We start from the raw sequence: 15,121 nt of genomic DNA, 5'->3' as shown, positions 1-15,121 counted from the left end.
ATTCTATTGAGCCTCCGGACGTAGCGGAGCCGCGCAGGCGGATCTGCCAAGAGCTTGGCTCTTAGATTGGTGTCGTAGACGGGCACGGGTAAGGGCGACGGGACGGGGGAGGCGGGAGGCGCAGGGGCTTGTGGATGGCTCGTCGCGACAGCCTGCTGTGCCAGCAGCATCAGGACGACGGCCGCTACTACTCCCCGCGCCACGTTGATTTACTTGTTACCATGATATTGCTCCTTGCTCTTCAGAAAATGGTAGACTGCTATAGTCCTGCAGTATTGATTGAGATCGACAGCGTGCGGGCGCGCATTTGCGCAAACCGTGCTCGCATTATTTGCACCCTTGCCGCAGTACTCGACCTGTACTCACTCATCCGAAGTTCGCCCTTGTCGAGCTCCCGGTCTTTTATGAAGGCTATCGGCGTGCCAGCCGATCGCGCTGCGAAGAAAATTGGTGCCCAGACTGATGAATGCGGCTTGCTCCCGATTGTCCTTGCCGTAGCCGTGCCCGCCTGCGCTGGCCTCGTAGAAGTAAGCGGGATAGCCAAGGGCCTGCAGTTTTGCGGCCATCTTGCGCGCATGGCCCGGATGGACGCGGTCGTCGCGTTTCGTGGTGGCGATCAGGATAGGCGGATAGGGCTGTCCCGGCGCCGCGGCGTGATAGGCGGAGATTTCCTTCAGGAAAGCCCAATCGTCAGCCTTGTCCGGATCGCCATATTCGTCGATCCAGCTCGCGCCCGCCAAGAGCTTGGTGTAGCGACGCATGTCGATAAGCGGAATTGTGCAGAACAGAGCCCCGAAATGCTCAGGATAGCGGGTCAGCATGTTGGCGATCAGCAGGCCGCCATTTGAGCCGCCCTCGGCGGCAATCCGCCTCGGCAGGGTGATGCCCCTTCGCACGAGGTCGGCGGCAACGGCGGCGAAATCGTCATGGGCGAGACGCTTGCCCTCCCTGCGCCCGGCATCGTGCCAGCGGGTGCCGAACTCGCCGCCGCCGCGGATGTTCGCCTCCACACACGTGCCGCCGCGCTCGAGCCACAGCTTGCCCAGCGGGGAGTTGTAGTAGGGAAGGAGCGATATGCCGAACCCGCCATAAGCGGAAAGGTGAACCGGAGCATCTCCGTTCCCGTTCGCCGGACCAACCTGCGTATAGGGGATCAGCTCATGATCGATAGAGACTGCCTCGTGGCGCGTGACCACCAGTCCAGATGCATCGAAATTCTCCGGGCTGCGCTTCACCCGCGCGGATTTCCCGCATCTCGCCAGAAATTGTAAAGGTATTGACCGCGGCGCGCGATCAGGGGAATCCTGTCGAAACGGTCGAACATCACTGTAAGCGCCGCCCGGTCGCGCTCGAACTGCGTTCCACCGAAATGCTTCAGGGTCTTTGCCGACTGGCTGGCGGTCCACGCAAGTGCACGTTCGCGTTCTACATCTTCAAACCAGAGATGGGGGTCATCGTCGGGTGCATTCATTGTAGGGCGGAAATCGAATTCGGTCATGTCCGGACGACCTGAGGAATGAAAGTCGAATGGCTTCCGTTTGCTCGGGATTGTCCGGTGTTTGCGGGGGCGCCCGCATGTCCAAAAAGCGTGTTCATGGATGAGTTCTTCCCGGTGCGGCGTCGCAGTGCTTTTGCGCATAGGACTGCAATCGTCGTGGCAACTGGGAAAAACGTTAATGAACAATGCGATCGTTCTGGAAGCGTTGTGTCACATGTCCGACATCGTCGAGAATCCGACACCGAGTGCTCCTCCTAATCACCGGATGAACCTCCGGCGCCAGTCGGTGACACCATGCAGAACTCGAGCAGTGAAGCTCATTGGTGAACTTGGTTGACGCCCAACATCTTCGCTCTGGAGCGCTTCACGCATACGGATTCATGGCAGACACCATGCGATCGCATGCGACTGGTCCCTATGGCAACTTGAGCTGATGTCGGGCCGCAGTCGATATGCTCTATGAGGGTTCAGGAGAGGGGGAGCTCGGGCTCGGCGTAGTATCTCGGCCAGACGGCCATGGCCGGCGATGTCTTGCTGACGCCGCGCATTGGCATGCCCGCAAACAATGGGCAGTGCGGGGCAAGTCTGCTTGGAACAATGGGCTGCAGCAGGCGCCAGTGGGGCCCGGCCGCGCTCCATCTCCATACCCCTCGCAAAAAGCCCTGCGTGAGCACCATCCAAAGAAGCGGTTGCACTGCGTCGCCGCGTTTGCGCCCACTGAACTACGGCTTAACCTGTACAACTATACAGCCTGCCATAGCGCGGAACTTGGCCTCCAATGGCGAAACTTTTCCCCCGAGGAGACCCAGATGACTGACCTTATAGCCCGCGCCACGACAACTTGCCCACAAGCATCGTGCAATCCACCGCCACGCCACTACGTCTCCAAGGAACGCCCTGAACTGGACGCAGGAGCCGATCACCGATACGAAACGAATACCCTTGGCGTGCTCAGGCCGCGCTGGCTGTCGCTGCGCGGGTTCGACGGTGTTCTGGCTGTTTGCGCGCGCCTTCTGCCCTCCAAGGTGCCAATGGCGCACGCTTCGACGAAATGCCTCCATCGAGGTCTGGTGGCTCCGGCGCCGGTGCTTTGCCAGGAGGCATGACGTTTCGACGTTCGTGGGGGCGGGCAGGGGGGCACAGTCATGCCTGCAGTTCTCGTGACTGGCGCGGTCGAGGCTGATTGGCGGGATGAAAGATCATACGACTACACCACTGGTATGACGCCGCGCGAATGGGCTTGGGAGTTTTTGCGCCGCAATCCAGCATTCCAGCGTGATGTGACGGCTGCAAGCCAGCAGGCCAATAGCTGGTCTTACCAACCCTTGCTTGACGTGGTCGCGTCGGCCGGCGACCTGTCACGCTGGGGTGTTCTGTTTCGCCGAGTCTTATGGGCGAAATTCGATCGTTTTCTGGTCTCCGCTCTGGTGCGTCCATGTGTTGCCAGTCATTGCAGAACATCTGCCAGCATCGTCGGAGACAACGCCGTACCAACTCTTGGCATTGCCATGTCGTGCGACGGTCCTGCTGGCGCCCGACAAGGGCCAACATGTTCTTCTTCGCAATGCTGAGCATACGCTCCAGCTCGCCGTCTCTGGCGCGGATATCTTGCACCCTGTCTGTCTCCGAACCGAGGCGATCTGGCCCGCGAAGCTTTTGAGGCACCGCCTGAGGGCGCTCGAGTGCCTCAATGCTCTAAGTGTGGGTCAACGTCTGCCTGCCCGCTTGTTTCCGCGGGAAAAACGCGGTCCCCGTCTAAACTTCGTTCTTCGTGCGCTCGACGGATCGCTTGCCGGGGCCTCACATCGCGAGCTCGCCGAAGCGCTGATTGGTCAACGCCGCGTCGATGCCGACTGGAGGGATCCTCGCGACCATCTGCGCGACCGCATTCGCCGCGCCGTCTCTCGTGGCCGCGCCCTTATGAATGGCGGATACAGAGATCTCCTCACTTGAAAAGTAACCGTCCGCCCTGTGCGTCAGCCGTCGAACAGTTCGGAACTAGTACTTGGTCGCATCAGCTCGCCAGGTCGACACGGCTGCGAAGCGTCCTGCGGGTGCGCTCTGGTTCAGGCGTCGGTCGATGCCGATGCACGTTCGGCATTGTCCGATAGCCGACAATGTCGAGTACGCAACGTAAGGGAAGCTGACTATCGGGCGTTTCAAATGCTTTTTGCCTTGGCACGGTACATGCACGCTTCTTCACGCCCCGCCTGCGCTTCAGGAGCTACGAGGAGATGAACGCCTGGCTGCTCGACAAATGCGTCGCCTGGGCCAAGGCTCACCGCCATGTCGACCAGCCCGAGCGCACGATCTGGGATGTGTTCGAGGAAGAGCGCGGCAGACTGGTCGAGTATCGTAGCCCCTTCGATGGCTTCCACACGGTTCCCGCCTCGGTGTCGAAGACCTGCACCGTGCGCTTCGACAACAACAAATACTCGGTGCTGTCGACCGCCGTCGGCCGCCCGGTCGAGATCCAGGCCTATGCCGACCGCATCGTCATCCGTCAGGACGGGGTGATTGTGGGCGAGCATGTCCGCTCGTTCGGCCGCGGGCAGACGCTCTACGACCCATGGCACTACGTTCCCGTGCTGGCTCGTAAGCCCGGCGCCTTGCGCAACGGCGCGCCATTCCAGGGCTGGGAGCTGCCGCCGGCGATGGAGCGGGTGCGGCGCAGGCTGAAGGCTGCCGATGACGGCGATCGGCAGATGGTAGCGATCCTGACGGCGGTGCTGTCCGATGGTCTCGACGCCGTCGAGTCCGCCTGCCAGCAGGCGCTCGCCGAGAACGTCTGCTCGTCGGCCGTCATCCTCAATATCGTGGCCCGCCGGCGTGATCCGGCACCGGCCGTGACCATCCTCACATCCGACGCGCTGCGTCTGCGCCATGAGCCGCAGGCCGACTGCGCCCGCTACGACAGCCTCAGGAGGGCAAGCTGATGGAACGCACCGAGATACTGGACCTGATGGGGACGCTGAAGCTCTCTGGCATGCGCAGCGCCTATGACGAGATCATGGCCACCGCCATAAAGCGTCAGCACGAGCCGCCCAGGATCGTCGGCGACCTGCTGTCGGCCGAGATCACCGAGAAGCAGGCCCGTTCGATCAAATACCAGCTCACCGTCGCCAAGCTGCCGCTCGCCAAGGACATCGACGACTTCGACTTCGCCGACACGCCGGTCAACGAGGCCCTGGTCCGCGATCTCGCCACCGGCGCCTTCGTCGCGGACCAGCGCAACGCTGTTCTCATCGGCGGCACCGGAACCGGCAAATCGCATCTCGCCATCGCGATTGCCCGGGCGCTCATCGGTAACGGAGCTCGCGGGCGCTTCTTCAACGTCGTCGACCTGGTCAACCGGCTCGAGACCGAGCATCGCGCCGGCAAGCAGGGGCACATCGCCGACTACCTGACCCGGCTCGACTTCGCAGTGCTCGACGAGCTCGGGTATCTCCCCTTCGCCCAGGCCGGCGGCCAACTGCTCTTCCACCTCATCAGCCGGCTCTACGAACGGACCTCGATCATCGTCACCACGAACCTCGCCTTCGGTGAATGGCCGGCCGTCTTCGGCGACGCCAAGATGACGACCGCCTTGCTCGACCGGCTCACCCATCACTGCGAGATCATCGAGACCGGCAACGAATCCTGGCGCTTCAAGAACCGCTCTCAAAAGCTAAAGCCGCCAGAGCCCAATCAGCCGCGCCCGACCGGGCTGCACCACCCAGACCAGTTCCACCCGGTCGGGCGCTCACCGCAGCGCTCTACATCAGGGGGTCAAAATTGGATGCCGAGCGGGGTCAACTTTGGATGCCGTTTGACAAGAGGTGTATTGACTCGGCACGAGCCCAAGCCAGGCCGCAAAGTCTCGCCCGCGTTTGAAGCTCTCCATCGGCGGAGCAAAGCCGCTGATCGCCAACGCAGTCTGGGGCCCGACACCAGACATTGTCTGGATTCGCCGCGCTGTATCAGTCGCCAGGGAAAAGGGCTTTGGCCTTTGCCATTTTGACCTCGATCCGGGCCGTCTTTTCAGCAATCTGTTCGAGCAGATCAAAGCATTTCTCGCGCACCAGGGCTGGCAGGTCACTGTTCGGCTCCTCAAGGAGACTTTCAATCCGCTTGATGTGGGCGATCCCTTTCGGATGACGTGGCCATATTCGTACAGTACCGAACGCAAGCATTCACAAGCACGATGCGCTGATGGAGGAGGCGCTCCCGAGCTCGGAACAACACAGCGCATGCCTGCTGATCTTCCGACTTCGGCTGTACAAAACGCATCTCCGGGCGCTGTGGTGCAACGACGATTACTTCAGCATCGGCAGCATCGTTTTTCTACCGTTTGACAAAGGGCCGCACATATTGAGGTGCGATCAGCTTCACTGGTGGCCAAATTTGACCATTCTCGGGCCCAGTAGCTCGCGCTGCCGCCTGCTTCCATCACAACCACGGCAGGCGGCTGGCTTGCCATGAACTGCCGGAACCGTGACCTCGTCAGCTTCTTACGGAAACTGAGATGCCCCGTCATTGTCGCGCCGTGAAGTTGGAAAACGTTCTTTGCCAGATCCACCCCGATCATAGTACCCTTCATTTGCCGTTCTCTCCTTTTCGTGGCGTTGAACACCACGATCTTGGCACATTGCGATGCCGTCTGGGGGAGGGCGGCAATCATCCATCTTCTGATGTTTGGCTTCTGATGTTTGGCGAACGGCTTCACATGAACGGATGGGAGCACGGCGAATTTAACGACCGAGCTTCGCGGTCCCCCAATAATGCGCGGTCACGCACCCCTCGACGCAACGATGCACCTCGGCAGCTCCCCCCGCGCGACCGTAAAGCGGCGATTTACCACCTCACAACAGCCAATTGCGGGACTTATGCGCAGACGGCGCGAAAACGCCGAGTTCCTGCGACGATGGTGCGATTATTCGAGCAACCCGGTCCACCGGGGCTGCTATATGTCACCGTGCGAGCCATTGGCCTACAAGGACGCAGACTGGGAAATCACTTAAAGCAGCCAGATTGCTGAGGCGAATGTCCCGGAAAACTGCCGGTGATCGACGGAAGGGTTCGCCGGACAGCTTTGGCACTGGTCCTTACGAGAGGTTGTAAGGGGTGAGTGTGCAAAGATTAGTCTGGTGTCCATGCACGGCATCAATGATTAAAGATGGATGCGAAGACGGATATCTCAACAAGCATGTGGGGTAGATCGTCCCCAGACCTATTCAAAAGAAGAGCTGCTGATGACTTCGCGGTGCGGCCGATGCAGAGCGTGCTGCCTTTGGTGAACGATGTCTCGGGCACAACAATGGACAGACGAAAACATGGATAGATCGAATGCTCGTGCGCTGCATTTGCACACCATTGACTCGTTAGTTGCCGATTTAATCGTAGGCACGCCAGTTCTCATTGAGGGCGGGCACACCTTTTCTCTGCCTGATGCTGCAACGCGTAGCGCCTTGGGATGGTACCAAAATCGTGGCCCTGCGGCTTGGACCGCTGATGTCCGCTCTCCGCATGCGGAAGAACTCGTAGACGCGATTTCCCAACCGCCACCTGCTGTAAAGGCCTTGCCCTCGCGGCCCGCGAACGCGAACAACAGGCGACTTCGGCTGAAGAGGGTGGAGGCCCACCGGTTCGCCGGCCTGCATAAGTTTGGGACACCGGATGCGGCCCCGGAGAATTATGTCCACGAGTTCTCGTGCCCAATCACGCTCTTCGAAGGGCGGAACGGATCCGGCAAGACCTCGCTACTCAATGCCGTCATCTGGACGCTCACAGGTCAGATGCTTCGGCCCCAGCGCGAACCTGAAAGCCCGGAGGACTTCGATTGCTGGATAGGCAATGCGGAGGACGAGCGAACAACGCACAAATTGTCGTCACTGACACCAATGCCATTCTTGGATCAGTACCGACCCGACAAGGACTGGGTTCCAGCTGATACCTGGGTTGAACTGACCTTCGTTGAAGATGGCGGCGTGAAGCTTCCCCCCATCCGCCGCAGCATGACGCGCTCGCTTCAGGGCAAGCTGAAGGAGTTGCCGCCAGATCTAACCCCGCTCGGGGTCGATCCCATCGCACTTCGCATCGGCACCGTGATGCCGGGCTTACTCCCGCTCATTCAGTTGGGATCTGAGTCGGAACTCGGACGCGCAGTGTCCGAGCTTACAGGGTTGTCAGCGCTCGTGGACCTTGCTGCACATTCGCGTCGCGCGAAAACCAAAATCGACAAAGATCTCATCAAGGCCAAGCGCGGCGAACGCGATAAGGCGGACGCCGATTACAACATTGCCAAAGGCGACCTCGAAAAGATCTTGCGGACGCATGCTATGCTGGAGCCGCCGACGCCGGTGCCAATCCCGTCGGACGACAAGGCCATTGAGGAAAAGCTTAAGACCATCAAGACGAACTTCGATGACGCAAAGGCATGCGCGTTTGAGTCCGCGAAAGAGATCCTTGGCGGGCGTTTTGACCCCGCCGATGCAAAACTGCGTTCGGACCTCGAAGAGAATATCAGTCGGGCGCTCGAGCGTGTCAGCCAGCCTCAAACGTTGAAGTCGATCGCACGGCTCGCCGACCTCCGCAAACTGACGCCGGACGAGCTTGGCGACGCCGAAAACAGGCTAAATGCCATTCTGACGGAAGCACGCACCCTGCAGGAGCTGGCGCAAAATCCATCGAGCGCAGCGCGCACGCGCTTGTATGCACGGATCAAGGCCTGGATGGCCGATCATCCGGACCCAGCACGCGACCAAAACCGGTGCGTCGTCTGTGGTGGCGATCATTCCCATGCCGCTGACCCTGTTACGGGCCAACCGGTCAAACAGCACCTAGCCGGGTCTGCCTCCGATGCTGACCTCTTGTCGCAAACCCTGGCCCATTGGGCGGCAAATGCCCATGGCGATCTGTTGCGCTCGTTACCCGAGGCGCTTCGCACTGAGTTGGTCGCCGACTTGCCGTCGCATCCGTGCGACCTTCTGCGAAAAGCGCTTGTCGACGAGGCTTTTTCGTTCGCACCGTTCGCAGGCATTCTTGGCGAATTGAAATCCCCAACGGCCTTAAGCCTCGATGCCGTATTCCAGAACCGCGCGGAGTTGGATGATCCCCTTGCCATCTCGTTGCCAGCAGGGTGTAGCGACCTTCAACTAGCCTTGGAGCGCCTTAACCGAGCAATCCGCTTTGCCCATTGGCGCCAAAACAACGATGCCTTGGCAAAGGATGTCCTGACCCGCGTGCTCGGGCGCAAGCCCAAGGAAGGGGAGCATACAGAGAAACTGACCCTCACGGGGAAGCTGTTGGAACTCCAAAGCATCGTCAAAGCAGCCGAGCCGATCTCGGACGCGTTGACCCAGTGTGCGCGGCTTTCAAAGCACTTGGCGACGCGCCGGGCGGCTGAAGCCCGGCTTGGCAACTACGCGACGGCAAGCACGGCGCTCGGTCAACTAGCCGATTTGGGGACGCTGGCTGACCAGCAAGTCGACCAGCTTCGCAAAATTCTTCGAACGGATGCCGCCGCTTGGCGTGATCTCATCTATCTCGGCGCATTTCCCGATACGGCTCACCAACTCGTCGATACCGGTATGGGCCGCAAAGGGGAATTGGACCTCGTAGTCCAAACAGGAGGCGTCGCGGCCCCAGCCCAACATGTCACGAACGCGTCGGCCCTGCGAGCGAGTTTGGTCGCGTTCTTTTTCGCCTTCTGGCAGCACGTGCTGAAGGAGCGCGGTGGCTTGACTACCCTGGTGCTTGACGATCCTCAGGAGCTGCTTGACGATGAAAACCGGGAGCGGCTGGCGGCCGCGCTCGGAAAATTGGCGAGTGGTGGCGCGCAGGTGATCGTTACGTCTTATGATCCTCGCTTCAGCGGCCGGGTTGCCAAAATCCAGCTTCCGGGCGGAGTTGAGCATCTTGCCGTGCACCCCGCGACACGGTTGCAGCCCCGTCTCAGGACGATCGTGCCCCATTCCGTCCTGCTTGAGCGCAAGAAGCGCTTCGATGCCGACCCAAATGAAGAAGAGCCCGCACGCGATTTCGCCGATGGATGTCGCGTGTTCCTCGAGGCGCAGCTTGGTGACATGTTCGACGATCCGGCCCATTCATCCTGGGCCAAGGCGGCACCGAATCCCACGCTCGCCGATTTCGTGCAGCGAATGCGCCCCTTGGTACGGGCCGGGTCGGCCGGGATGTTCGGCGCAGACATTTTCAGGCGGTTCGCTGAACACCCTGCGCTGGGTGACAACTCCCCGGTGGTGGCCTTGATGAACAAGGCCCACCACGGGCGTCGCCAAGACATCACGGCTGGTGAGGTCGCGCAATGCGCTGGCCAATTGGCTGATCTGATCAAGCTTGCGGAGGACATTCGTGAAGAATGCTATCGCTGGCGCCGGCGGGACTTGCCAGCAGCGAAGCAGAAGCTTGCGGCGCCGGCCGCGATCGACTTCACCTCGCTCGCTGCACCGCGGGTCGTCATCTGTCCCGATTTGGCGGCCTTTACTAGGCACCGGGCGGGTGCGGAAACCCAGGACCAGCCGGAAATTCTCGAGCCCTGCGTTCTTGAGAGCTGCGTTGCATACTATCTCAGGCGAGCCAACTTTGGTTTTGCGGCACCCCCTGGCAGCCTCGCTATCGTCAAATCCATACCCACGTTAAGCGCGGACCGGCGGCTGGTGATCGCTCGGCACGGCAAGGACGTTTACGCGCGCCGGTTAGTTCGCAACGCAAAAGGTGGCGGATTAATCGCCCTCACCGCCGAGACGCCGGACCCGCGCATCCGCAATCCAAAAAGCGTCTTTCTTCCCGAGGATGAAACGGCAATTCACCAAGTTGTCGGGATCATTTTCGACCACACGGTGAGGGTCGATCATGGCCCGGAAGAGGCCGTGGCAGTCGACGCCAACAGGGAGTTGCAGCGGATCGCAATCGCCTTCCGCGTGGTCGATGAAAGTGCCGTGCCGCTCGCTCTTGATAAGCAAGTTGTCCTCGGAGGAGACCACATCCAACTCGACACCCTCGGGCATCACCAGGATGCGCTCGTCGCCCTTTGCCTTGATGACGGATCCAGCATTTTCAAGCGGGTGGGCACGGCGCTTCCGGGCGATCTTTCCCATTTCAGGCTGTTCGAGAGCATAGGCGGGATGGGATCGTCACAGGTCCTTTCCGTGGGAAAGGCTGCAAATGGGGTTCCGACGGTCATTGGCGCCCGGAAAATCGTCGGTGTGCTTTACAACGTCTAGCCGCAATCGACATCTGATCCCACGATTGTACGTTCAATGACGCAGGTCGTGTCGCGTCAAAGATCTTCTCGCCGCGCAGACGGCGCACGACGGCGCAGGCTGAGCCGGTCTGGCGGAAGGTATCGAACAGGAGCCGCACCGTGTCCTGGATCTGTCGGTCGGGATCGAGCACGACCCGCGCGTCAGGGGTGTAGACCAACCCGATCGGCAACGGCATCTCGAGCTCGCCGCGGCGCGCCTTGTTGAGAATGCCGCGTTGCAGCCGCGACTTCAGAATGTGCAGCTCGGCCTCGCTCATCGTGCCCTTCAGCCCGAGCAGCATGCGATCGTTGAAATAGGCCGGATCGTAGACGCCGTCCTCGTCCATGATGAGCGTACGCGACAGAGCGGCCAGCTCAAGGAGACGGTGCCAGTCGGCATTGTTGCGTGTTAGGCGCGACACTTCCAGCCCCAGCACGATCCCTGCATGCCCCATCGCCACTTCGGTCACCAGGTGCTGGAAGCCGTCGCGGTCCTGCGACTGCGCGCCGGAGAGGCCCAGGTCGCTATCGATGACGTGGACACGTTCGATCGGCCAGCCCAGCGCCACTGCGCGATCGCGCAAGGCGTATTGCCGCTTGGTGCTCTCGGTGTTCTCGAACACCTGACGAAGAGAGGACTGACGCACGTAGAGGAATGCATCACGCCGCAGATGGTCGGCGTCAACCTTCATGGCGATGTCAGTAGACATGATTGCCTCGGGTCTCTGCTGCCAGCACATGTTGGCGAGCATGTGCACGAGCTAGCGATCGTGCACTGCAGCCGAAGCCGTGGGCGGTGGTTCCGGCCGCCGATGCATCGGCGGGGAAGGCTGAGGAGCCGCGATCAGCACCGCCAGCCCTTGCCAAAAGCCATGAAAAACGATGGCGCCGATGTCCTTGACGCAGGCCTGACCGCACAGGAAACGCCTGCATGCGGGGCATAATTAGGTTTACATATGCGGCATAAATTGCCTGACACGCATTCAGCCGCCATGGCTGCGCTCGATCTGCTCGATCAACGCCGCCAGGGTTGCCAGGTCATCTGGACGCATGAACGACCTACCCGCCGAGACCTGAATGAAAACATCGGGTGCGGCGACGTCCGTCCATGACGCAAGCAGTGAGCGAAGCCGTCCCTCCGCGTCGTAGAACATGACGCGGTCCTCGCCCCAGTTCTGCTTGCGTGTCGACAGCACGAAGCGCTGGCCGCGCCACGGATGGAACGGGTGAGTGATCTCGAACTCTATACGCGCTTGAGTGTCAGCACGAACTGCAGTCCTGAACTTGAAAGAATGGCAAGGCCGAACGCTTCATCCAGACCAGCCTGCGCGAATGGGCTTACGCGCGAGCCTACAACAGCTCTCAACACGGACGAACTGCTGCATTGGCTTCATCGGTACAATTGGCACAGGCCTAACGGCAGCCTAGGATCAAAACCACCCATCAGTCGTATCGGCTTAGATCGGGACAACCTACTGAGGCTCCACAGCTAGCTCTCGCTTCGGGTCATTCTCCTCGTTCCGGTCCTCCGGATGCGGTGCGGCTCAGACGGCGGGCCCGTTCCTGTCATGACTCGCCGCCGCACCGCTTCCTGGGAAGCAGCCATTGGCGAGCGGAGGACAAAACGATGAGACAGCGAAGCGCTGGGCCATCCGCGCCGACTGGAAGTCCTCGCGATCATCTTCGAGCGCATTCGCGCTGTGGTGATGCGTCGATGCATGGTGGTTACGCGACTTCGTTGCTTGAAGCGAAGCGACCGCACCGCCCATTTCGTCAACTGGCGAACAAATCCTTGTAGCCGCTCGTCACCACCCAGTTTGCACGGTCGAGATGACTGCGAAGAACGTTCCGTGCGCGCTCCGGTTCGCGTGCCGGATCAATGCCGAGGATCACATGGGCCATTTCCTCTTCAGTGGCGTTGTCGGCTGAGGCGTCCAGGAGCCTCATATAGGTCGTAAAGTGGTCCTTGTCGTAGGCTGTAATGCGGTCCGACCAGGGGACCTCGTCGGCAAACGGCGTGTTCGATTTGGGCTGTAACATCGCTAATTCTATCTCCGGCCAATGGACCCGCGAAGCCCTCTGCCTGCTAAATGTGGATTACATATTATAGTTGATAAACTCAAGCCGCCTGATCCGCTGGCTTGCGTGCATGGATATGCGCAAGTTGGTTGGACGGAATGTGCAGAGGATCAGGCAAAGGAAGCGTCTGACGCAGGAGCAGCTTGCGGAGATTTCCGGGTTCAGTCAGCAATACATCAGCGGCTTGGAGAAAGGCCGAAGAAATCCGACAATTATCACGATCTATGAACTGGCATTGGCCCTCGGCGTTAGCCACATGGATCTGGTTCGGCCCGACAAACAGGCCTGATACACCCGCCCTCCAAGTAGCTGGCGGCCTGATGGCGTGCGCCGGGTGCTCGTGAACCCACGCTTTTCTTAGGGCCCCCCGGCAGCCCCTGCCATTTGGCTCGCCCTGGCGCGGCGCACCCTATTGGACAGTCGGCCGCTGCGGTTTTTGTCAGCCTTTCCTGGGGCGTGGGGGTTGGTCGGCATTGCCTTTTAGGCCCGCCGCGGCCTCCCGCAACCTTCGCTCTCGCTTCAGGTCCTTCTCTTGGCTACGGTCCTTCGGATGCGGTCCGCCTCTTTCAGCGGGCCTAATCGCTTTCTGCCGCCCACCCCACGGGGACAGGCACGCGAGACTAGTATGGAGCGTTGCGGTTAGCGCACGAACAGCAAAGGAACTGAAAAAAACAGGCAACTGTCGCAGCATGGCTGAACCAGCCATCGTGTCGGCATCTAGGAGCCGCGTGTTCGCCTTGCGCTGACACGAAGCTCAGACATGACGTCCGGGAGACGATGCTGGCAAATAGTCTGGCTGAAGCATTCCACCCACAATACCAAAGCCCGTCCCGATCCAAAGCGCTTCTAAGCACTCGATCTCAGGCGCGAGGCAGGCTGGCCAGTGCACCTTCTTGGTCCGCCGGAAGAGAGCCCCGCCCTCTCGACAATGGCTTCATGAGGTCTCGCCCTGCAGTGTCGACCGTAAAAAAGGGCGCGCGAGGCGCCCTTAATTTTAAACCGGCAGTCGGGAAGCAGACTTCACTCTGATATTCAAAAGCGGTAAGTGACACCTGCGCCTATCAGCCAGGGATCGAGCTCCGCCTTCCCCGTCAGCTTTGCGCCGGCCACCGTGACGTCGAAGTCCGGCCTCAGGAAAAGCTTCTTCACGTCGAAGTTGAGGCCCCAGTGCTGGTCCACCATGTAGTCGAATCCGACCTGCAGCGCCGTGCCGAACGTGTTCTTCACCTTGAGAGCGTCAGCGCTGCCAGTGTCCTGGTTATAGAAGATCGTGTAGTTCACGCCGGCGCCGATATAAGGCTTGAACGCGCCGAGATCGGTAAAATGGTACTGCAATGTCAGCGTGGGCGGGAGCAGCCAAACTTTGCCGATGTTGCCCGCCGAGCGGATCGTTCCCTGACCTTCGATGTTAGCATGGGTGGTGCCGAGTATGAGTTCGGCGGCGATATTGTCGGTGAAGAAATACGAGATATCGAGTTCCGGCGTCACCGTGTCCGAATAGGAAAGACCGGAGCCGGGAAGCGTATCAACGTAGCCCAGATCTTTCGTAACGACGCCCAACGCCCGCAGGCGGACCTGCCAAGGGCTTGGCGCTTCGGTGACCGAGGCTCCCGTCTCCGCCAGGACGGTCTCTGCTTGCGCAGGCTCCGCGGCGACGGCCTGCTGTCCCACCATGATTAGGGCCACCGCCGCTGCTATTGCCCGCGCTACGCCCATTCGCGTTCTCGCCATGAAATTCACTCCTTGATGTTCAGAAAGGATGCACTGCACTATTTCGTCTCCTGCTCGAATGAATTGTTGATGGACCTCAAATGCCCCTCTTGCGTTGCAACGCGTTCCGCCGTCTCCGGAGGGTGATCGTTGAAGCCGATTGCGCTGCGGAGAAAATTGGTGCCTAGACTGATGAATGCGGCTTGCTCCCGATTGTCCTCGCCGCAGCCGTGCCCGCCTGCGCTGGCCTCGTAGAAGTAAGCGGGATAGCCAAGAGCCTGCAGTTTTGCGGCCATCTTGCGCGCATGGCCCGGATGGACGCGGTCGTCGCGTTTCGTGGTGGCGATCAGGATAGGCGGATAGGGCTGTCCCGGCGCTGCGGCGTGATAGGCGGAGATTTCCTTCAGGAAAGCCCAATCGTGAACCTTGTCCGGATCGCCATATTCGTCGATCCAGCTCGCGCCCGCCAAGAGCTTGGTGTAGCGACGCATGTCGATAAGCGGTGCTGTGCAGAACAGAGCCCCGAAATGCTCAGGATAGCGGGTCAGCATGTTTGCGATCAGCAGGCCGCCATTTGAGCCACCCTCGGCGGC

10 protein-coding genes and 5 pseudogenes are annotated in these 15,121 nt (G+C 60.4%); 7 read left to right on the top strand and 8 right to left on the bottom strand.

All coding sequences use genetic code 11. The annotated features are described in order from the left end of the window. Nucleotides 1-362: 362 nt before the first annotated feature. Nucleotides 363-1,235 (bottom strand): annotated as a pseudogene (locus EN749_RS15885) (prolyl oligopeptidase family serine peptidase); the annotation flags it as partial. Beyond that, nucleotides 1,232-1,498, bottom strand: coding sequence for a S9 family peptidase (locus EN749_RS37710; RefSeq protein ID WP_165778576.1), 267 nt, complete (start codon nucleotides 1,496-1,498; stop codon nucleotides 1,232-1,234). The gene EN749_RS37710 and the pseudogene EN749_RS15885, both read right to left, overlap by 4 nt. Before the next feature lie 1,145 nt (nucleotides 1,499-2,643). Between EN749_RS37710 and EN749_RS38785 the strand changes: the two genes are divergently transcribed. The 4 genes and pseudogenes from EN749_RS38785 to istB form a co-directional block, all read left to right on the top strand. Further along, entirely contained in the window at nucleotides 2,644-3,069 is a 426-nt protein-coding gene (locus EN749_RS38785; protein ID WP_245491411.1) for a DUF6499 domain-containing protein, read from the top strand. Nucleotides 3,070-3,199: 130 nt separating this feature from the next. After that, a complete protein-coding gene (locus EN749_RS38780) occupies nucleotides 3,200-3,451 on the top strand; it encodes a DUF2285 domain-containing protein (protein ID WP_236372019.1) in 252 nt (83 codons plus the stop codon). A 221-nt stretch (nucleotides 3,452-3,672) separates the two neighbouring features. Further along, a pseudogene (locus EN749_RS15875) lies at nucleotides 3,673-4,434 on the top strand (IS21 family transposase); the annotation flags it as partial. Further along, nucleotides 4,434-5,159: pseudogene (gene istB / locus EN749_RS15870) on the top strand (IS21-like element helper ATPase IstB); the annotation flags it as partial. The pseudogenes EN749_RS15875 and istB, both read left to right, overlap by 1 nt. 99 nt (nucleotides 5,160-5,258) lie before the next feature. Here istB and EN749_RS38775 read toward each other — a convergent pair. Further along, entirely contained in the window at nucleotides 5,259-5,435 is a 177-nt protein-coding gene (locus EN749_RS38775; RefSeq protein WP_236372026.1) for a transposase, read from the bottom strand. A gap of 1,375 nt (nucleotides 5,436-6,810) precedes the next feature. Here EN749_RS38775 and EN749_RS15860 point away from each other — a divergent pair. Further along, complete coding sequence (locus EN749_RS15860; RefSeq protein ID WP_165778577.1) at nucleotides 6,811-10,719, top strand: AAA family ATPase; 3,909 nt, start codon at nucleotides 6,811-6,813, stop codon at nucleotides 10,717-10,719. Between the two features lie 61 nt (nucleotides 10,720-10,780). Here the strand turns inward: EN749_RS15860 and EN749_RS15855 are convergent. Further along, a pseudogene (locus EN749_RS15855) lies at nucleotides 10,781-11,449 on the bottom strand (recombinase family protein); the annotation flags it as partial. A 273-nt stretch (nucleotides 11,450-11,722) separates the two neighbouring features. Next, nucleotides 11,723-11,974: a DUF5372 family protein gene (locus EN749_RS15845; protein ID WP_165778579.1), complete on the bottom strand. Its 252-nt coding sequence runs from the start codon at nucleotides 11,972-11,974 to the stop codon at nucleotides 11,723-11,725. A gap of 47 nt (nucleotides 11,975-12,021) precedes the next feature. Here EN749_RS15845 and EN749_RS15840 point away from each other — a divergent pair. Beyond that, nucleotides 12,022-12,232, top strand: a pseudogene (locus EN749_RS15840) (integrase core domain-containing protein); the annotation flags it as partial. A gap of 280 nt (nucleotides 12,233-12,512) precedes the next feature. Here the strand turns inward: EN749_RS15840 and EN749_RS15835 are convergent. Next, entirely contained in the window at nucleotides 12,513-12,779 is a 267-nt protein-coding gene (locus tag EN749_RS15835) for a DUF2285 domain-containing protein (RefSeq protein WP_029354712.1), read from the bottom strand. 109 nt (nucleotides 12,780-12,888) lie between these two features. On the opposite strand from EN749_RS15835, the gene EN749_RS15830 reads away from it, so the two are divergent. Beyond that, the gene (locus EN749_RS15830; protein ID WP_029354714.1) at nucleotides 12,889-13,107 is read left to right on the top strand and encodes a helix-turn-helix transcriptional regulator; all 219 of its coding nucleotides are present in this window, start codon (nucleotides 12,889-12,891) and stop codon (nucleotides 13,105-13,107) included. A 743-nt stretch (nucleotides 13,108-13,850) separates the two neighbouring features. Here EN749_RS15830 and EN749_RS15825 read toward each other — a convergent pair. Then, entirely contained in the window at nucleotides 13,851-14,549 is a 699-nt protein-coding gene (locus tag EN749_RS15825; protein WP_128363477.1) for an OmpW family protein, read from the bottom strand. 38 nt (nucleotides 14,550-14,587) lie between these two features. Beyond that, on the bottom strand, nucleotides 14,588-15,121 hold a 534-nt coding region (locus EN749_RS15820; protein ID WP_145990926.1), incomplete at its 5' end, for a prolyl oligopeptidase family serine peptidase.

This window comes from Mesorhizobium sp. M7A.F.Ca.ET.027.02.1.1 (assembly GCF_004022985.1).
Classification (GTDB): domain Bacteria; phylum Pseudomonadota; class Alphaproteobacteria; order Rhizobiales; family Rhizobiaceae; genus Mesorhizobium.
Note: the sequence above shows the minus strand (reverse complement) of the source record. Positions and strands in the feature narration are given on the sequence as shown.